This window comes from Stenotrophomonas sp. 01N47, from assembly GCF_056399165.1.
The window spans coordinates 207,929-225,335 of record NZ_JBFTQU010000001.1 but is presented as its reverse complement, the minus strand read 5'-3'; the positions used below and the strand labels follow the sequence as shown (position 1 = coordinate 225,335).

Sequence of the window (17,407 nt, the reverse complement as noted above, 5' to 3'; positions counted from 1 at the left end):
CCCGATCGGGGGCTTCGCTGTTGGCCGCGCCTAGCGCTTGGGCGGTGACGGCGGCGCGGCTTCTTTCCCGCGTTCGGCCTCTGGCCCCGAGGCCTGGTCTTCGGAGGCGGCGGTGCCGCTGCCGCCGCCGGGCACGTTGCGCGCCGGCGCGCTGGCCGCTGGTGGGGTTTGCCGAACCGCATCGGCATGTTGTGCCTTATCGGTCGGTTCGCCTTGATTGCAGGCCGACAATACCATCGTCGCCACGGCACACAGCAGCAGTACCCGCATGGCCACTCTCCAGAGTAGGAAACCCCTTGTTTCTAGCGCTGAGCGCGTTGTGCGGGCGTGACGGGGGCGGCAGCGCACCGGCTGGAATCTGCCTCTGCTGGTGCCGGGAAGAAGGGTGCTTTGCCGCGCTGCGGCTCTTCCTGCTCACTCCGCGACGACGTTCAGGTGCGTTAAAGTTGCCCGCGTAGGTGCCCCCCGCGTCGCGGTCAGGGGCAGCCGAAGAAGTGACGCATCAGGAGTCCACATCATGAGTGTTCCCGAGGGATTGGAAGGGAGTGGGCAAGGCCTGACGCGCAGAACCTTCCTGCTGGCCGTTGGCTCTGCTTCACTGCTGGTTGCCTGCAACGGCAAGGCGCCAGCAACCCATGCCGGTGCCACGCCAGCGAAACGGACGGACGGGCGCTTTCTGCAGCTCTCCCAGGCACTGACCGGCAAGTCCGACCTTGATCCGGCAACCGCCGGGCGCATCGAAGCCGCCTTCGCCAAGCTGCATCCCGACATGCACGCCCAGTTCCCCGCACTCGCGGCGAAGGCGCAGCAGGTGCAGGGCCCTGAAGCACTGCTGGCGGCTGTTGGCGATGCACGGCCGACAGCGCTGGCCATCATCACTGCCTGGTACACCGGCAGCGTAGGCAAGGGGCCGCAGGCCATCACCGTTTCCTATCGCGATGCGCTGATGCAGCGCCCGGTGGACGATGGCCTGTTCCCGCCCACCTACGCACAAGGCGGTCCCGCATGGTGGACGGCCGAACCGCCGGCGGCGGTACGCGCGCACGGCTGAGCCTGCGCTTCCAGCTCTTTTCCCGTAATTGTTATGGATTCCCCTCATGAAAGCTCCGGTTTTCCGTGATGGCGACGCCGATGCCGATGTTGTGATCGTCGGTTCGGGCGTCGTCGGCGCATTGATCGCCCACCAGTTGGTTCGTGCCGGAAAATCGGTTCTTGTGCTGGAGGCGGGCCCCCGCCTGCATCGTTCCGACGTGGTCGAGAACTGGCGCAACGTCAGCTTCGAACGGCGCATCGGCAGTGATTTCCAGGGGCCGTATCCGCAGTCACCGCTTGCCACCGCGCCGCTGTACTTCCCGGCCAATGACTACGTGGGCCTGACCGGCCCCGACGCCAGCAGCTTCCATCAGGGCTTCATCAAGGCCGTGGGTGGCACCACCTGGCACTGGGCCGCCTCCTGCTGGCGCCACCTGCCGGTGGACTTCAGGATGCAGAGCACCTACGGGGTGGGGCGCGACTGGCCGATCAGCTACGACGACATCGAGCCTTATTACTGCCGCGCCGAGGAGGCGATGGGCGTCTCCGGGCCGAATGATCCGGACAAGCAGAGCCCCTCCGAGCGATCCAGGCCCTACCTCGCCGACATGATCCCGTGGGGCAACGGTGACAAGGTGTTCGCCGAGGTGGTCAATCCGCACGGCTACAACCTGGTGCCCATTCCGCAGGGTCGCATGGTCACGCCCTGGAACGACCGGCCCGCCTGCTGCGGCAACAACAACTGCCAGCCGATCTGCCCGATCGGCGCGATGTACAACGGCATCCATACCATCGAAGCGGCCGAGAAACTGGGTGCGCAGGTGCTGGCCGACGCAGTGGCCTACAAGATCGATACCGACGCGCAGAACCGGGTCACGGCCATCCATTGGTATGACAACAACAAGGTCAGCCACAAGGCCACCGGCCGTAGTTTCGTGATTGCGTGCAATGCACTGGAGACGCCGCGTCTGCTGCTCGCCGCCAATGAGCAGAACCCGAACGGCATCGCCAACAGTTCCGACCAGGTGGGGCGCAACATGCTCGACCATTCCGGTTTCCACTGCTCGTTCATTGCCGACAGGCCGATCTGGCTGGGCCGTGGACCGGCGCAGTCCAGCTGCATGGTTGGCCCGCGCGACGGCGCCTTCCGCTCGCAGTACTCGGCCACCAAGATCATCCTCAACAACATCAGCCGGGTGGCGATCGCCACCGACCAGGCGCTGAAGAAAGGCCTGGTCGGCGACGCGCTGGATGCGGAGATCCGCCGCCGTGCCGTCTTCGGCGTGGATCTTTCGATCAGCCTGGAACCCTTGCCGGATCCCAGCAATCGCCTGACGCTGTCCAAGACGCGAGTGGATGGCCACGGCCTGGCCTGCCCGGATATCCACTACTCGCTGGGCGACTACGCCCGCAAGGGCTATGACGAGTCCTGCAAGCAGTTGCGTCACATCGGCTCGCTGTTCAACGCCGAGGAATTCGTCATCACCACGGCGCTCAACGCCAACAACCACATCATGGGCTCGACCATCATGGGCGCGGATCCGCGCGATTCGGTGGTCGATGGCGATTGCCGCGCACACGATCATCCCAACCTGTGGCTCCCGGGCGGCGGCCCGATGGTGTCGGCCAGCGTGGTCAACAGCACCTTGACCATGGCCGCGCTGGCGCTGAGGGCAGCTGATGCCATCGAGCGTGCAGCATGAAGACCTTCGCCTCGGCTCTGCTGATGCTGCTGGCCGCAGCCAGTCAATCCGCGCGCGCAGACGAGGTTGCCGAGCGTGGGCGCTACCTGTCTGTCGCTGCGGACTGCGTGGCATGCCACACCAGCCCCAAGCAGGGCAAACCCTACGCAGGCGGCTACGCGATTGCGTCGCCGCTGGGTGAGATATGGGCAAGCAACATCACGCCCTCCAGAAGCCATGGCATCGGCCTCTACAGCGAAGATGATTTCGCCAAGGCGGTACGCGAAGGCGTGCGCAAGGATGGCGCCCACCTGTATCCGGCGATGCCCTATACCTCGTATGCCAAGCTGACCGACGAGGACATCCACGCGTTGTATACCTACTTCATGAAGGAGGTGGTGCCGGTCGATGAAGAAGCACACGCGACCGAGCTGCCGTTCCCCTTCAGCATCCGCCAGTCCATGGCGGTGTGGAACCTGCTGTTCCTGGACAAGGAAACGTTCAAGCCCGATGCGGGCAGGAGCGCGCAGTGGAATCGCGGCGCCTATCTGGTGGAGGGCCTGGCGCACTGCTCCAGCTGCCACAGTCCGCGCGGGCTGATGATGCAGGAGGTGGACGGCAAGGCCTTCGCCGGCGGATCGCTGGGTGACTGGTACGCCCCCAACATCACCTCCCACCCCACCAGCGGTATCGGGGGTTGGAGCGATGCCGAGCTGGCCCAGTACCTGAAGACCGGCCGCGTCGCCGGCAAGGCACAGGCCGGTGGCGGCATGGCCGAAGCGGTGAGCAACAGCCTGTCCAGGCTGCAGGACGAGGACATCGCCGCCATCGTCGCCTACCTGCGCACGGTGCCGGCCGTGGCCGACCCTGATGCCACGCGGGCCGCCTTTGCCTGGGGCGATGTCGCCTCGACGGCGGGCGAGCAGCCGGTACGAGGTACGGGAGCGGCACTGGCATCGGGCGGCGTACTGTACTCGGGCTTGTGCGCAAGCTGCCATGGATCGCGGGGCGAGGGCAGCAGGGACGGGTACTACCCCTCCCTGGTGCACAACACCACCGTCGGCATGACCCGCCCGCAGAACCTGATCGCCACCATCATCGGCGGCATTGACCGCGATGTGCACGGCGAACACGCGTTGATGCCGCACTTCTCGAAAGGCTCGTTCGTACAGGACCTGAGTGACGCCGATATCGCAGCGGTTGCGACCTACGTGCGCACGCAGTTCGGGCCGGGCGACCAGGTCACCGAGGCGCAGGTTGCGCTGACCCGTGCCGGCGGCGAGAAGCCACTTCTGGCGAAGATTGCACGCTTGTGGCTGCCGATGCTCATCCTTGCCGTGCTGGCGTTGGTAGGCATCGTGCTGCTGGTGCGACGCGCCTGGAAGACCCGAAAGGCGCGGAGGGCGGCCGCATGAATTTCGTATCCTTGACCGGCATCGGGCTGCTTGCCTTCATCGTCAACGGGTCGGTGTCGGCTGCCGAATCAAGTGCCACCGCCAAGCCCAAATCGGTCGACAGCGTCGCGCAGACGCCGCTGAGCGCGGATTGGGCAGCGCGCCTCTGGCTGCAGGACCACGGCGTTACCCCCAGCGCACGCATCGTGATCGGCAGCGGCGTCAACAGCGATGGTTACAAGGGCAGTGGCTGGTCCACCGCCGAGCACATCGACCTGGGCGCGACGATCGACACCGGCAAGGCATTCGGCTTCGACGGCACCTTGCGCGTGGTGTTCTCCGATCGCTTCGGCAACGCCATCAACGAACGATCCACCGGTTCCTACATCCAGAACCAGGCCTTCTATGGCCAGGGCCAGAACCTGCGTTTCAACGAGCTCTCCTACGAGCGTTTGCTGCTGGACAAGCGGTTGAGCCTGAAGGGTGGCTTCTACTCGATGGGCAACGACTTCGGTGGCTTGCCTTACACCTGCAACTTCAACAACAACGGCCAGTGCGGGCATCCGCTGGGCCCGATCTACAGTTCTGGCTGGCTGGACAATCCGACAGGCCAATGGGGCCTGCGGGTAAAGTGGAACGATCCTTCAGGCTGGTACGCGCAGACCGGCATCTACGACGTCAATCCAACGCGCAAGCAGGCCAACAGCGGCTTCCGTGTATCGACGAGGGGAAAGACCGGCCTGTTCCTGCCAGTCGAGCTGGGCTACAGCCATGGCAAGTCCGGAGAGGACTACGGCGGCACTTACAAGATCGGTTACTACCTGGATACCTCCAACGCCGATGATATCGGTGACCCGACGGCACCTCGCGCTTCGCATCGCAGCGGTTCGTACGTGCAGGCCGCACAGCGGGTGTGGAAGCCCGAGGGTGACACGGTGCGCGGCATTTCGGTGTTCGGCGTGGCTACCCGTGCCGACGCAAAAACAGGGCTGATGCGCTACTCGTGGGAAGCGGGCGTGAGCTGGCGCGGCGTGATCGCGTCGCGCGAGGATGATGTGCTCAGCCTGGCCTGGAACCGGCTGGACATCTCCGACCGGCTCGCCCGCCATCAGCAGCTGACCGGAAAGGATGTGCAGAGCAACGAGCAGTTCGTCGAGCTGAACTACGGCGTGCAGGTCGCCCCGTGGCTGGTGCTGCGGCCGGCGGTGCAGTACGTGGCACGGCCCGGCGCCTATGCCAGCCGGCCTGACAGCTGGGTGTTCACCCTGCAGGCGCAGGCGACGCTGTAGCGCCCGCGTCAAATAATTGACCATTTTCCCCGGCGATATTCCGGGGTCCAATGGATTATCTGCACTTTCTAATTTTGCGACGCCGCGCACGATATTCATTGATTATAGGATCATACTTCGCCGCAACTGCAGGAGCGGATGCAAGGTTCGCCCTCCGGCCTGGATTCAACGAACGGGCCGCATGCAGAAGCGGGAATACACGATTGGCGTAACAAGAATTTCAGGCTTGTACATACGTCCAAATGCGAAGGGGGCAGGGGATGCGCACGCGAACCTTTGGAATGCTGGCCGTCGGCATGGTCGCCTTGTTGGGATTTGAAGGGGCGGCCCTGGCGGACTTGCCGAAGAACATGATTTTCTTCATGTCCGGAACTGCTTGCCCGGCAGGCAGCAGCCGGCTCACCAATGCGAATGGCAGGATGCTGCTGGTGGCCAACGATACAGGTGCGATCGGGTCGACCTCGGGAAAGGCGCTGGCAGACCGCGAAGATCGCAGGCACAAGCACAAGGCGAAGGTTTCAGCCAATTTGAACGAGCATTCGATATCGGCCGCCAGCAGTTGCTGCAACAGCCAATCGACCCGCAAGGGAGAGCACTCTGCGGAGCTGGAGACCGACGAGTCGACATCCGCGCTGCCGTTCGTTCAATTGCTTGCCTGCAAGGTCGATTGACTTCTCCTTCAAGCTGCACGTTTCCAACACCAAGCGCCGTGCTGCGACCTCGGGTCCAGTACATGCCTGACCACGACCGCTCTCGCCTCACGCTCACTCAAAAGGTGCGACATGGCTACCACGCGTCGTCTTTCCCGGCCAACCCAGGCCCCGCTGCTCGCAGCTTTTCTCCTGTACGCATCCGCGCCGCAGATCGTTGCAGCAGCTGATGCCATGCCATTCTTCACGCAGGCCTATTTTGCCGGCACATGCCCAGAGGGCTGGACATCGGTCGATGGTGCCAAGGGACGCTTTGTGGTGCCCGCGCCCCTGGGCGCCGGTGTCGGCGGCTTTGCCGGAGATGCGCTCGATGGAAAAAAGCCTCCGGCGCACAGGCATCAGCGCATCAACGGCAAGATCAATCTCCCATCGAAGAACTTCGTGCTGATCGGCGGTTGCTGCAATGGCAGCCTGGGTGATTCCGGGGATTATGCGGTGAGCGGTGCCTCCGAGGAGGCGAGCGGCGACCTGCCTTACGCCCAGTACGGCCTCTGCATCAAGACCTCCAATGGCGATGGTTCTGCCATCCCCTCAGGTCTGATGACCTTCATGGCACAGACGATGTGTCCGACATCGTGGGAGGTGGAAAATTCAGTTGCGGGGCGCTATATCGTAGCGCTCCCCGATAATGGCACGCCCTACTACCAGTTCGGCGGGAAGCCGCTGGATCCAAGCGAAGTGCGCAGCCACGTGCATGGCGTGCAGGGAAAGATTCCGTTCAGCGGCCATGACATCGCGGGCGCCAGCGGCTGCTGCGCCAGCGGCTATGCGTCCAAGGGCGATTTCAACATCGTCGACACCAAGACGGCGCCGGTTGCCGGGCAGCCGTCCGACAGTGCGGTGCAGGCGCCGTACTACACCGCGCTGATGTGCCGGAAGCACTGAGTCCGGCTTTGGAAGGGCAGGGAGAGCATCATGAGCTGGGGTCACTTTGGCGGCGAACGGGATCGGGAACGTGCCGATGCCTCCGATCGTAATGCGCCAGGCGCGGCCGCCGTACGGGTGCTCAATCGCGCTTGCCCATCGTTGATGCGTGCAGTTGTGGCAATGTGCTTGGCTGCGGCAGCGCTTGCCAACGTTGCGGCGGCACAGCAGGTAATGCAGGTGCACCGGGAAAGCGCTGCTGAGGTGCGCCCCGGTGAAGTGGATCCCATCACCAACCCGAAGCGGCTGACGATGTTCCCGGTCAGCACCATCGGAATGCTGGCGAGTCAGAACTCATCGCTCTACAGCGATCTGTTCGACTACGCCGCAGCCAACGCAGAGCTCACCCAGTGGAGCGTGTCGGCGCAGAAGCTGCAGCCGGGAGATTCCTGCCAGCAGTCACAGCGGCGACGCCTTGCCAATGGCCGCGTATCCACGCCCGATTTCGAGCAGGCGGTGTGCATGACCAACTTCGGCATCACTGTTTATACAAGCCCTCTGAAGATCAACGATGGTCAGCGCGCAACGCTGTCCTTTGCCAATCCCTCCACCAGCATGGCGGGGCGCAATTTCGATCTGGCGGTCGGGGAGATCCTGCGGCGCCCCAACCAGGATGAACAGCCCCAACAGATGATTGTTGCCGCCTATGCCAACCTGCAGCAGCGACTGCAGGTCGACGTGATCCTCTGGACGCCAGGAGAGGGTTCGCAAGGCGGACTGGAAGTGGCTGCCTCCTATGTCGGCCCGGCCGATGAGGCGCCCACCGGCGACGTCGCGGTGACGCTGGGGGACTACATGAACGACGGCACCCTGCAGATCGTCACTGCCGCCGATGCGTCTGCTGGCGCCGGCGCCGGACGCATCCGCCTGGCGGCGTACCGCTATGCGAGCGACGGCAGCAAGCACGCCCTGCAGCGAGTCGGCACCTCCTATGCGTACGATGTCCCCAGCGGCCGCCCGAGTTCGATCGGGCTCGCCTCGGCGGACTTCGTTGGCCGAGGCCATGAGCAGTTCATCGTGAGCTATCTCGCCCAACGGGACGCCGGCGCCGACCAGATGCTGTCACTGGCCTATTTCGATCCGGCTAAGCTGGAGCAGATAGGGCCGCCGAGGGCAAAGTCCCTGGTCGGACCTGTCGCCGGCAACTCCTACGCCGATCTCGCCACTGGCCTGTTCCAGTTCGATCCCAGGACAGCCACTCCGGCAAGCGATCCATTCTTCAGGCGGCAGCTGGCGATCGCCTACGTGTCACCCGACGGCAGAGTAATGGGGCGCGTACTGCAGGTCCGTGATGGCACGCCGCCATCCTTCCATGCCGGTCCGGAAGCTCAGTTCTCGTCGGACCGATCGCCGGTCGCGACCACCGGGTTGGGCCCGATGGTCGCGGCAGGCAATTTCATCGGCCTCAAGAACGATGGCGTCGATCCGCGGCACCAGCTGGCGGTGGCACTGCCCCAACGGGGTGACCAACCCGGGCGCATCCTGCCGGAGATCGTTGTCGCCCGTGTCAACAACGAGTCGTTTGCACTTGATCCGGTGTATCGCCACCGCATGCCCAACTACGAGAGCACCGGCCTGGTCTTCGGCGTGCCGATCATCGCCTATGATCGTGGTGGCGATTCCCTGTATCTGGGAAATCCAGCGCACATCACCATCCAGGACATGATCGATCCGCAGTACGTGGTCGGCATGCCGCCGCGCCACGTTGATGCGCTGCCTGACCCCGGTGGTGATTCTCCCTACAGGATCGTCAACCTGCTTGGCGGCTTCGGTCCATCGGCGTTCAGTGTCACCTTGCGTGACAGCGCAGACAGCACGCTCACCGAGACATCAACCAACTCCAGCTCGTCCCGGTTCGGTGGCGGCCTTACGCAGACCGTGGGCAGCACCGTCGGTGGCGGCTTCATGAACATTGCCAACTTCGAGACGTCGCTCTCGGTAAGAACGGCGGCATCGTTCGAGACCAACAGCATGGAGCGCACGCTCAACAACGACTACCAGTCGATCACCACCCAGAAGGCCGCCACCACCACCCAGGACGACCACTTGGTATTCAACATGCGCCTGATCGATATCTGGCGCTATCCCGTTTACGGCGTAAACCAGGAGCGCTCGGGCCGGTTCCCCTTCTACGACATCGTCATACCCGGGCAATTGATGGAGTACAGCGGCGGCGGCCTGAACTACGACTGGTACAACCCGTCGCACCAGAACTACAACGCCACCAGCTATCCGGAGATCCCGACGCAGGGTTTGTTCGCCACCGACATCGGCATGTTCAGCTTTCGCGATGAGGCGGGGAAGACCGTCGAGGTGGCGGGAAAACCGCTCAACAGCCCCATCGCGCGTGCCTTCGATGGCAATGCCCAGACGTTCAGCCTCGACTACACCAGGGAATCCGGCTCCAGCAGCGAGAAGTCCTTCTCCTATTCGCTCAGCAGGAGCATCGACATCACCACCGGATTCCGGGCGTCAGCAGACGTGCGCATGTTCAGCGGCAGCGCGAACTACGAAGGCACCGTCAGCCTGTCTGACGCATCGAACTGGGAAAGCAGCGTAGTCGCGCAGCGTACGATGCGCAACTCGCGGGGAATCACCCTCGATCAGCCGGATGTGCCCGGAATTGCCTCACGGGCCTATCACTACCAGACACTGATCTATGTCACCGGCAATGGCGGCATCAAGGTCGCGCATGGTACCGACTTCCTCCGCTCGTCCGGTGGATCGCAGTGGTGGAAATCCACCTATGGCGGACGACCGGATCCTGCCCTCAACCTGCCGTGGCGCATGGCCTACGACCCGACGCAAGGCGCGTGGACACTGGCGCCGCAGGACGAGTACTTCCGGTTGCGTGGACTGACGCTCACCGAGGCCTTGCCGGACGATGTCACCGGCGAGTACGCACCGCTGCTGGGTGGCGTGGATGCAGGAACCAAGGTCAGGGTCGTGGTACCGGTGCACAACTACTCTCTCGATACAGCTGCGCAGAAGGTCGTCGTCGCCTTCGCCTATCGCGCAAGGGCGCCGGACGCCGACAGGCTGGGCGGGCGCGAACCGGTCTCTGCACACGAAGAGGACTATGTCGAGTTCGCTCGTTCAAAGCCGATCACCATTGCGCCGCGCGGTGTCGCCAACGTCGACGCGCTGTGGAATACCGCCAACCTGGGCGGTAGTGACGCCGGCACTGCCTATGAGTTCAAGATCACCGTGGACCCGGACGATGCGATTCCCGACAAGTTGCACGGATCGGATCCCGCCGCCGGTGCGCAGACCATCGGCCATTGGCCATGGAATGGCGGCTTCTGGGTATTCAATGCCCAGAAGCCCGGCGCGAAAACGCGGCGCCATGACCTCCGTCAATCGCCACAGACGCCTCGATTGACGCTGAGCGTGCCGGCGCCCGCGCGACCGGCAGGTGAGGGCAGGGCGGCTGAAGGCAAGCGCACTGACGTTGCCACCGTGATCATCGATATGCCGGCAGCGGACCGCTCTCTGCGTCGACTGATCATCGGTGGCATCGACGCCGACGGCAGACGCGTCGCGCTGGCGTCGCGCTCCCTCTATGGACTAGGGCCCGGCCAGCATCGGTTTGACATCAGGCTTGGGGCCGCAGATGGCCCGGTCGCCCTAGCATCGCTGCACGCCTGGATGTCCTCGGGTGCGCTGCGCGGAGAATCACGCGCCGGCATCAGCACGCAGGGCGTGGATGCGGTGCATTCCGGTGCAAAGGAATCGAACCCAACAGAAGGGGAGTGATGCGTGACGAGGCGAGGCAGTCGCCTTCGGTGATCTACCCGTACCGGTTGGCGCGAGGCTATGCCGCCGGAATATCGACTTCAATGCATGGAGGGGTATCCCGATGAGAACGACCATTGTTGTAGCGATGCTGCTTGTGGCTGGCTCGATTTCCACAGCGAATGCCGCACAGTGTTATCAGGGGAGGGCCACGGTGCGACAGAACGCGCCAGCGAACATGTGCACGCAGCCGGAAAAGGGCTATGCCAACACCGGCAAAGGTCCATTGACCCATGACGGTTGCACGGCAGCCAAGAACCAGGCCGCCACCAAGCTGAGAGCGCGCCTGCAGCAGAGTTGTCGCGCCTATGTGCAGACCAATGAATCGTGCACCGTCATCACCGCTCCGACCTGTACCTGACAAGGGTGGTGAGGTGGTTTGCGGATTCATGCCTGCTGGCGGCGGGTTGGCTCGGGCCGGATGCCGGGGCCGATCCGACTGCTGGCGCTCGAACATACAACAGGGACTACTGCGATGACGGACTGCAGAACCTTCAACGGGGTCACCGAGGCCATCTTCAGCTGCGTCAAGAAGAAGAGCTTCGAGGAGCACGGCACGGTCTACGAACCGGCGAATGCGAACCAGGGCAAGGCAACGACGAAAGTGCCGGTGGTCGGGACGGTGGTCGTCAGCTTCAGCTTCGATCCAACTGCGGGAACGATTGTCTACTGCATCATCTCAAAGCCCTGGATCGTGTCCGCTTCCCAGGTCTTCGATGGCATCGGCGACACCATCAATTCCTGCCGGAAGTCGTAGGGCCTGCGCAGGCACGCCGATGGCATGTCTTGCGCCTCCTTGCCCCAGCCATGCTGCAACGCAAGGTGTAAGCCACCATTCGCACTGGTACGGTCCTGCCCGTTGCACCACCAACGACGGGGAGAGACGACGATGCGCAAGGTATTGCTGCTGTTGATCCTGCTGACCGGACTGGCGCCCACCGCCTGGGCTGCCACGGTCAAGACCACCCACCGCACCCTTCCCAGCTGGGACGGCACGCCCCTCGGGGTCTTTGTCATCGAACCCCAGGACGCAGGTGGCGGCAAGTACCCGCTGCTGGTGATGCCCAGCAGCTGGGCCGTTCCCAGCGTGGAGTACGTAGGGGTGGCACAGTCGCTGGCCAAGCGCGGCTATGTGGTCCTCAGCTACAGCTCGCGCGGCTTCTGGGAGTCCGGCGGGGCCATCGATATTGCCGGGCCGGCCACGGTCGAGGATGTCAGCGCATTGATCGACTGGGCGCTGGACAACACCCAGGCTGACCCGGCGCGGATCGGCGTCTCGGGCATCTCCTACGGCGCCGGCACCAGCCTGCTGGCGGCGGCACGCGATCCCCGCATCAAGGCGGTGGCCGCGCTCAGCGGGTGGGCCGATCTGCAGGCGTCGCTGTACGCCAACGACACCCCCAGTGCACAGGGAATCGCGCTGCTGGTGGCCGCCGGCCTGGTCACCGGCCGATCCGGGGCAGAACTGGCCACGATCAATCGCAACGTGGTGGTTGGCAACTACCAGGGGGCAGTGGAATCGCTGCTGCCCGTGGCCGCCATCCGCAGCCCCGCTGCGAGCATCAGCGAGATCAACGCCAACCAGCCGGCCGTGTTCCTGGCCAACGCCTTCAACGACAGCCTGTTCCCGCCGGGTCAGCTGGTGGATTTCTTCAACCAGCTGAAAGGCCCCAAGCAGCTGCAACTGCGCCACGGCGACCATGCCCTCAACGAGGCCTTGGGCGCACTGGGCATTCCCAACGAGGTCTATGACTCGGTGGGTGACTGGTTCGACCATTACCTCAAGGGCGTTGCCAATGGCATCGACCGCGAACCGGCGGTGCAGTTGAAGTCACAGAAGGGCAGCTGGAGCAGCTACCCGAACTGGCAGGCGACCAAGAGTGGCGCGGTCAGCTATGCGTTGACCGCACCGGGCGGCCTGCTTCTGCCCACCGGGGGGCTGGTTGAAAACGGGCGCAGCAATGGCTGGAACTACCGCATCGGCAGCGGCCTGGGGACCGCCGCCAATTCCGGCGTGGCGATGGTGTCCGGCTCGCTGCAGATGATCAACCTTCCGCCGGGTGCGTACGTGCCTTTCATCGGGCGCAACGCCGCCGGCGTCTGGCAGGGGCCGGTGTACTGGAACGCACGCCGCCTGGACGGCGCGCCGGAAGTACGGGTGACCGTTACCCCCAGCCGCGCCAACACCACGCTGTATGCCTATCTGTACGCGGAAGATGTGCTGGGCAATGGCCAGCTGATCAGCCACAAGCCCTACACCCTGCGAGGCGTTGCGCCCGGCCAGGCGACCACCCTCGATCTGCGCCTGGAAGCGAGCAGCTGGAACATTCCGGCGGGCAGCCGGCTGACGCTGGTGGTCGATACGGTGGACCTGCGCTATGCAGGCATCAGCCAGTTGGGCGGGGCGGTGACCTTCAGTTCGCCCGCGTCCGCGCCATCGGTGCTGAAGGTGCCGTTGCATTGAGTTGCAAGCGGGCGCCCGTCGTTGCGGGCGCCTGCTTGCGTTGGTTACGCTGTTCGCATTCATGACGCATGGAGTATTCGATGGGGCCGGAAACGCTGATCGGCATAGCGGCAGCCGCCATCGCGCTGGTGGTAGTGCTGGCCCTGTTCAACAAGAAGCGACAGCCACCTTCGCGGATCTTCAAGTGCGGTCGCTGCGGCAGCGCCGCTCACCACAATGATCGCACCAGCAACGCCTGGCGCAATGGCAAGACCCGGTTCTTCTGCCAGGCCTGCCATCGCCAGTGGCTGCAGTCACAGCCGCCGTCCGAGCGGAGAAGCGGCGACGCCCGGAGCGATTTCACATCCAGCACCAGCAACGGCGGCTGCCTTGGCGTGCTCGCGCTGCTCGCCGTGTTGCCACTGGGCGGATGGCTGGCCTGGGCCTGTATCTGAAACTACGTGTTGTGCCGTCCTGCAGCGTGCGGGGCCTCCTGCCATCCTGTCAGATCCAGCTGAGGACACCAGAAGACACCTGCGGACCGCGTGTTGCACTCAAAGCTTGCCAGCCGTCCTGTAGCGGGACACGCCCTGTTCGATCAGCATCTGCAGCTCACGCAGAAGAGTCGGGTCCCAGGCATCGAAGTTGAAGCAGGACTTTCCTTGCATATGCTTCTTCAGGGCCGGGCTGATGTCCGCCAGCAGCTCGGGAAAGGTGTAGACGGGCATGAAGTGGAACGAATGCCTGCGGCCCGATGCCTTCACCGCGCCGAAGAACTGCGCCTTGCCCTTGGCGTCTGCGTTCCTGCAATTGGCGTAGAAGTGATCGTCCTCGTCATGCACGACGAGAAGATCGGTCTTGTAGGGAAGCAATAGATCACGCAGGGCGACGAACAGGTCCGTCGCGGCACCGTCCATGTTGAGATTCGACTGGGCAGCAGATGCTTGCGGGATTTTCATGGAAGTAGCCCGGAAGGGAGCGCGGGTGAGAGATCGTGCGCAGGTTCTGCTGGGCAAGCCTATCACGGGGCAGTAAGCCGACAGCGGCAGATGGCTATGGACTTATAGCCACGAGCACCTGACCATGGCGCTCCAAGAAAACCCCCGCAACCTGGCAGCTCGATGAAAACACTGGCGCTGATCGCACTTTCCCTCTCCATCTGCATCAGCCTGGCTGGCTGCATTGCGCCATTTCGCGTAAAGGCGCGCGAGTTTGCGTCTGCCGACGTGCCGTCGCCAGAAAAGCGCGATGCGCCCGTTCCGTCAGCGCCGCCGCAGTAACGAAGCAGGAGGCTGCTGCCGGGCAGATATGGCGTATCAAGTGATCGCGCTGTCCACCAGCACCACATTGGTGAGGGCGCTGGAAGCGATCGCACAGCCCTACCCGTTGCCTGAGCTGCATCATCTTCAGCCAGGCAATTCGCACTTCATCCTGCCGTCAACATAGTTCAGCGCTGTTGATCAGGTTCACCGTTTTGGCAGAGGCCAGCGGGCTGAAGGCAAGCATGCAGCCGGCAATCATCAGGGTCTGCAGCTTGGTCATGTGGTTGCGCCCTGCAGAAGTCCAATGAAGTGTCAGCATGGTTCGGCGCCGTTAACAGCATGTGGTTGCGGCTTCGCTGGCCGCGGAACCATCAGGGGCGCAACCCTCAAGAAAGATGCACGGCAGCCGCTAATGCTCGGGAGAAGGTCGTGTCGCCCTCTCGATTTCGCAATCCTGATCCGGATACAAGGACGTAGTTCTGTGAGAATCACTGTAGTTTTGGCGCTGGCGCTGTCTGTCAGCGGATGCGGGATGCTTCCAAAGAAGGAAACGCCCGAACAGACGGCGGCTGCATCCCGCTTCTATCCGGGCAAGTCAATCGACCAGGTTCGTGCCGCATCGACAGAGGTCTTGAATCTACTGGCGCCGGGGAAGATGAAGTACGACGCTGGCGCGGCCGGTATCGCGGCCAAGCGTGAATATGGCTATGTGGAACGGCGCATGGGTTACCAGGGGAGCATGACGACGTTCTACAACGTGAGTATGACGGCGGTTAGCTGGTATACCGTTGTCTTCTCCGAAGAAGCTGGTGGCACGCGGGCCCGCTTTGCGGTGCAGACCCGTGCCGATGACCAGGGTTCGTACTGGTCCAATCCGGCGATCCCGGAGATTCACCGCAGCTTCCGCCAGAATCTCCCGCTGGACGGCCGTTACGGCGTTGCCGATCTGAAGCTGTTCCATGACCGCGTCGAGTACCTGCTGGGGCTGCGTCCGCAGTGGACATCGTGCAGCGACGTAAAGGAGCCGGGCATGCCCCTCGAGTTCTGTGATCGCGCCGGTGCCAACGACGTGGGTCCAGCTCAGCCGTGACCGAACCGGGGCCGGCCTCTGTTTGATGTGCAGGGGCGGGCCCGGACCAAGAGGCGTCCTCTTGTGAAGGACGAGCGGTAACAGCACACTCCTCGCCAGCCACTCCCATAAAGAAACATCCATGTCCCTTTGCATCACCTGCCTGTGCGGCGCAAATACCATGGAACTGCATGGCCGTCCCGCTGCGCAGGCGAACTGCCACTGCGCCACCTGCAGGGATTTCTACGGCGTTGCGATGCTCTCGGCCACCGCATGGTCGGCCGAATCGGTGAGCGTTTCGGGGACGAAGAATGCGCGTTTCCAGCACCCGGCCAAGCAGCTTTCCAAGACCTTCTGCCTGACCTGCGGGGACGTCTTGTTTGGCACCAATCGCCTGGGCATGCGCGTGGTTCCCAACACTCTTGTTGCGCGAGCTGCCGAGGGCGTGCTGGGTGCAGGGTTTGCGCCAACGATGCACCTGTTCTACCGGGAGCGTGTCATCGACGTTGCAGATGCGCTGCCGAAGTACCTCGATGGGTGGGATGGTCCGCTTCATGTGAGCCAGAAACATCCGCAGCCATGTCCTGGCCCCTGACGATACGAGGCCGCAATGTCCATGGATGAATCGTGGGGCAAGATCAAAAGGACTGCGCAGATGAGCTCGCCAATCACTCACGACCTGGTACTGGATACGCTCCGGAAGAGCCTTGAAGGCCTGCCCGCGACCGATGGTGTGGGCCTGCCATTACTTGCAGTCTGCGCAGCATTTGATGACTTCAACGCGCTTTCCATTGGAAGGAAGCTCGATGAGGAAGCGCTTACCAGCCTGTTCCTGGGGCACTTGGGGTCGAGCATCCGCCATGCAAGCTGCATCTGGCCAGAAGGCGACGTTGGCGGCAATCGCATGGGCCTGCGCTGGCTCCATTACAGCCGCCCGGCAGAAAACACCTTTGGCAGTGACTTCGCGCTGCTGATCGCCGCACCTGGGCAGGACGAGCGCTACCGGTTGGCGGTCTTCCAGGCCAAACGCTGCGATGGGTCTGCCGTTGACCTGAAGCGGGCACCCGCATGGGATCTGGGTGAGAGTCCCGATGGCAATGGGGCTCCTGCGTCGGTCAGCAAAGCCAGTAGGGATCAGCTGGAGAAGGAACGCAAGGCAAAGCGTGTGGAGGAAGCCGACGCCGAGCTTGAACGCTATCTTGGGTGGTTACAGAAAACAGATTCCGTGCTTACCGCTGACCAGCTTTCGGAGATCGAACAGCGACAGCCCGGCAAATGCTGGCAACTTACCAAACTGGTCATCCTTGCCCTCAGGCTGAGGCACCAGTTCAACAGGCCGGCGGCGGCGAGCGTGAATTATGTGCTGTGGCCAGAGCAGACCGGCAAGCCTGTGACCTATGCGCCCGTGGCCCATGCCAGATTGGAGCGTCTGGTTGACAGCAAGAGACCCACGACAGTGCAGGTGGCGCAGCGGGATATGGCGTCCGGGGAAACGCTTGGGCGTAGCAGGCAACGTCTGGAACCACCCCAAAGCGAGCTTCGCACGCTTTTGATGGCGTGGCTGACGGAAGACGGGGGCAGCGGCGACTCCTTGAGCGTGGACGAAGCTGCCGACGCCTGCCAGTTGATCACTGACTGTGTCGGCTCGGTCGCCATCGTCGACCTTCGCAGTTCAGGGCCCGCACTCACCCTGGATAGCAGGATCGGGCTGGTAGAACCTGCTGCAGCACTGTCCACCTACGAACACTCGTTCGAAGGCACCGGGTACACGCCCTGATGCAGATGGGCGAAAGGTGCACGGGCTCTG

The 17,407-nt window shown here is 63.5% G+C and carries 17 protein-coding genes; 15 read left to right on the top strand and 2 right to left on the bottom strand.

The features are described from left to right. Positions 1-30: 30 nt before the first annotated feature. Positions 31-270, bottom strand: a complete 240-nt coding sequence (locus tag AC1DKR_RS00955) for a hypothetical protein (protein ID WP_394195610.1) — start codon at positions 268-270, stop codon at positions 31-33. Between the two features lie 247 nt (positions 271-517). On the opposite strand from AC1DKR_RS00955, the gene AC1DKR_RS00950 reads away from it, so the two are divergent. The 11 genes from AC1DKR_RS00950 (at position 518) to AC1DKR_RS00900 (ending at position 13,724) form a co-directional block, all read left to right on the top strand. Next, positions 518-1,051 (top strand): sugar dehydrogenase complex small subunit, encoded by a 534-nt coding sequence (locus tag AC1DKR_RS00950; RefSeq protein ID WP_313248408.1) that lies wholly within the window; start codon positions 518-520, stop codon positions 1,049-1,051. A 46-nt stretch (positions 1,052-1,097) separates the two neighbouring features. After that, the gene (locus tag AC1DKR_RS00945; protein ID WP_478030460.1) at positions 1,098-2,735 is read left to right on the top strand and encodes a GMC family oxidoreductase; all 1,638 of its coding nucleotides are present in this window, start codon (positions 1,098-1,100) and stop codon (positions 2,733-2,735) included. Continuing rightward, positions 2,732-4,129 (top strand): c-type cytochrome, encoded by a 1,398-nt coding sequence (locus AC1DKR_RS00940; protein ID WP_394195612.1) that lies wholly within the window; start codon positions 2,732-2,734, stop codon positions 4,127-4,129. Before AC1DKR_RS00945 ends, AC1DKR_RS00940 begins: the two co-directional genes overlap by 4 nt. After that, positions 4,126-5,397 (top strand): carbohydrate porin, encoded by a 1,272-nt coding sequence (locus AC1DKR_RS00935; RefSeq protein WP_312108179.1) that lies wholly within the window; start codon positions 4,126-4,128, stop codon positions 5,395-5,397. The genes AC1DKR_RS00940 and AC1DKR_RS00935 overlap by 4 nt, the downstream gene beginning before the upstream one ends. Positions 5,398-5,657: 260 nt before the next feature. Beyond that, on the top strand, positions 5,658-6,068 hold the full coding sequence (locus AC1DKR_RS00930; RefSeq protein ID WP_127563140.1) for a hypothetical protein: 411 nt from the start codon (positions 5,658-5,660) through the stop codon (positions 6,066-6,068). Positions 6,069-6,179: 111 nt separating this feature from the next. Continuing rightward, the gene (locus tag AC1DKR_RS00925) at positions 6,180-6,992 is read left to right on the top strand and encodes a hypothetical protein (RefSeq protein WP_312785859.1); all 813 of its coding nucleotides are present in this window, start codon (positions 6,180-6,182) and stop codon (positions 6,990-6,992) included. A gap of 30 nt (positions 6,993-7,022) precedes the next feature. Further along, positions 7,023-10,787, top strand: a complete 3,765-nt coding sequence (locus tag AC1DKR_RS00920) for a hypothetical protein (protein ID WP_478030455.1) — start codon at positions 7,023-7,025, stop codon at positions 10,785-10,787. A gap of 217 nt (positions 10,788-11,004) precedes the next feature. Further along, positions 11,005-11,187 carry a hypothetical protein gene (locus tag AC1DKR_RS00915; protein WP_049470759.1) on the top strand — a complete coding sequence of 61 codons (183 nt, stop codon included), beginning with the start codon at positions 11,005-11,007 and terminating at the stop codon, positions 11,185-11,187. A gap of 18 nt (positions 11,188-11,205) precedes the next feature. Further along, entirely contained in the window at positions 11,206-11,583 is a 378-nt protein-coding gene (locus AC1DKR_RS00910) for a hypothetical protein (protein ID WP_336028579.1), read from the top strand. 132 nt (positions 11,584-11,715) lie between these two features. Next, the gene (locus AC1DKR_RS00905; RefSeq protein ID WP_478030449.1) at positions 11,716-13,290 is read left to right on the top strand and encodes a S15 peptidase family protein; all 1,575 of its coding nucleotides are present in this window, start codon (positions 11,716-11,718) and stop codon (positions 13,288-13,290) included. 80 nt (positions 13,291-13,370) lie between these two features. Continuing rightward, on the top strand, positions 13,371-13,724 hold the full coding sequence (locus AC1DKR_RS00900; protein WP_312108175.1) for a hypothetical protein: 354 nt from the start codon (positions 13,371-13,373) through the stop codon (positions 13,722-13,724). A 99-nt stretch (positions 13,725-13,823) separates the two neighbouring features. Here the strand turns inward: AC1DKR_RS00900 and AC1DKR_RS00895 are convergent, their stop codons facing one another. Further along, entirely contained in the window at positions 13,824-14,228 is a 405-nt protein-coding gene (locus tag AC1DKR_RS00895) for a hypothetical protein (RefSeq protein ID WP_312108173.1), read from the bottom strand. A gap of 162 nt (positions 14,229-14,390) precedes the next feature. On the opposite strand from AC1DKR_RS00895, the gene AC1DKR_RS00890 reads away from it, so the two are divergent. The 4 genes from AC1DKR_RS00890 to AC1DKR_RS00875 all read left to right on the top strand — a co-directional run bounded on the left by AC1DKR_RS00890 (position 14,391) and on the right by AC1DKR_RS00875 (position 17,377). Beyond that, the gene (locus AC1DKR_RS00890) at positions 14,391-14,549 is read left to right on the top strand and encodes a hypothetical protein (RefSeq protein ID WP_346602009.1); all 159 of its coding nucleotides are present in this window, start codon (positions 14,391-14,393) and stop codon (positions 14,547-14,549) included. A gap of 514 nt (positions 14,550-15,063) precedes the next feature. Next, the gene (locus tag AC1DKR_RS00885; RefSeq protein ID WP_478030445.1) at positions 15,064-15,621 is read left to right on the top strand and encodes a hypothetical protein; all 558 of its coding nucleotides are present in this window, start codon (positions 15,064-15,066) and stop codon (positions 15,619-15,621) included. 121 nt (positions 15,622-15,742) lie between these two features. Continuing rightward, positions 15,743-16,195 (top strand): GFA family protein, encoded by a 453-nt coding sequence (locus AC1DKR_RS00880; protein WP_312785853.1) that lies wholly within the window; start codon positions 15,743-15,745, stop codon positions 16,193-16,195. A gap of 60 nt (positions 16,196-16,255) precedes the next feature. Beyond that, complete coding sequence (locus AC1DKR_RS00875; RefSeq protein ID WP_478030442.1) at positions 16,256-17,377, top strand: hypothetical protein; 1,122 nt, start codon at positions 16,256-16,258, stop codon at positions 17,375-17,377. The last annotated feature ends 30 nt before the right edge of the window (positions 17,378-17,407 follow it).

Coding starts and splice junctions, on each gene's coding strand:
- AC1DKR_RS00955 (WP_394195610.1), bottom strand. CDS start 270: ATGCGGGTACTGCTGCTGTGTGCCGTGGCGACGATGGTATTGTCGGCC.
- AC1DKR_RS00950 (WP_313248408.1), top strand. CDS start 518: ATGAGTGTTCCCGAGGGATTGGAAGGGAGTGGGCAAGGCCTGACGCGC.
- AC1DKR_RS00945 (WP_478030460.1), top strand. CDS start 1,098: ATGAAAGCTCCGGTTTTCCGTGATGGCGACGCCGATGCCGATGTTGTG.
- AC1DKR_RS00940 (WP_394195612.1), top strand. CDS start 2,732: ATGAAGACCTTCGCCTCGGCTCTGCTGATGCTGCTGGCCGCAGCCAGT.
- AC1DKR_RS00935 (WP_312108179.1), top strand. CDS start 4,126: ATGAATTTCGTATCCTTGACCGGCATCGGGCTGCTTGCCTTCATCGTC.
- AC1DKR_RS00930 (WP_127563140.1), top strand. CDS start 5,658: ATGCGCACGCGAACCTTTGGAATGCTGGCCGTCGGCATGGTCGCCTTG.
- AC1DKR_RS00925 (WP_312785859.1), top strand. CDS start 6,180: ATGGCTACCACGCGTCGTCTTTCCCGGCCAACCCAGGCCCCGCTGCTC.
- AC1DKR_RS00920 (WP_478030455.1), top strand. CDS start 7,023: ATGAGCTGGGGTCACTTTGGCGGCGAACGGGATCGGGAACGTGCCGAT.
- AC1DKR_RS00915 (WP_049470759.1), top strand. CDS start 11,005: ATGTGCACGCAGCCGGAAAAGGGCTATGCCAACACCGGCAAAGGTCCA.
- AC1DKR_RS00905 (WP_478030449.1), top strand. CDS start 11,716: ATGCGCAAGGTATTGCTGCTGTTGATCCTGCTGACCGGACTGGCGCCC.
- AC1DKR_RS00900 (WP_312108175.1), top strand. CDS start 13,371: ATGGGGCCGGAAACGCTGATCGGCATAGCGGCAGCCGCCATCGCGCTG.
- AC1DKR_RS00895 (WP_312108173.1), bottom strand. CDS start 14,228: ATGAAAATCCCGCAAGCATCTGCTGCCCAGTCGAATCTCAACATGGAC.
- AC1DKR_RS00890 (WP_346602009.1), top strand. CDS start 14,391: ATGAAAACACTGGCGCTGATCGCACTTTCCCTCTCCATCTGCATCAGC.
- AC1DKR_RS00885 (WP_478030445.1), top strand. CDS start 15,064: ATGCTTCCAAAGAAGGAAACGCCCGAACAGACGGCGGCTGCATCCCGC.
- AC1DKR_RS00880 (WP_312785853.1), top strand. CDS start 15,743: ATGTCCCTTTGCATCACCTGCCTGTGCGGCGCAAATACCATGGAACTG.
- AC1DKR_RS00875 (WP_478030442.1), top strand. CDS start 16,256: ATGAGCTCGCCAATCACTCACGACCTGGTACTGGATACGCTCCGGAAG.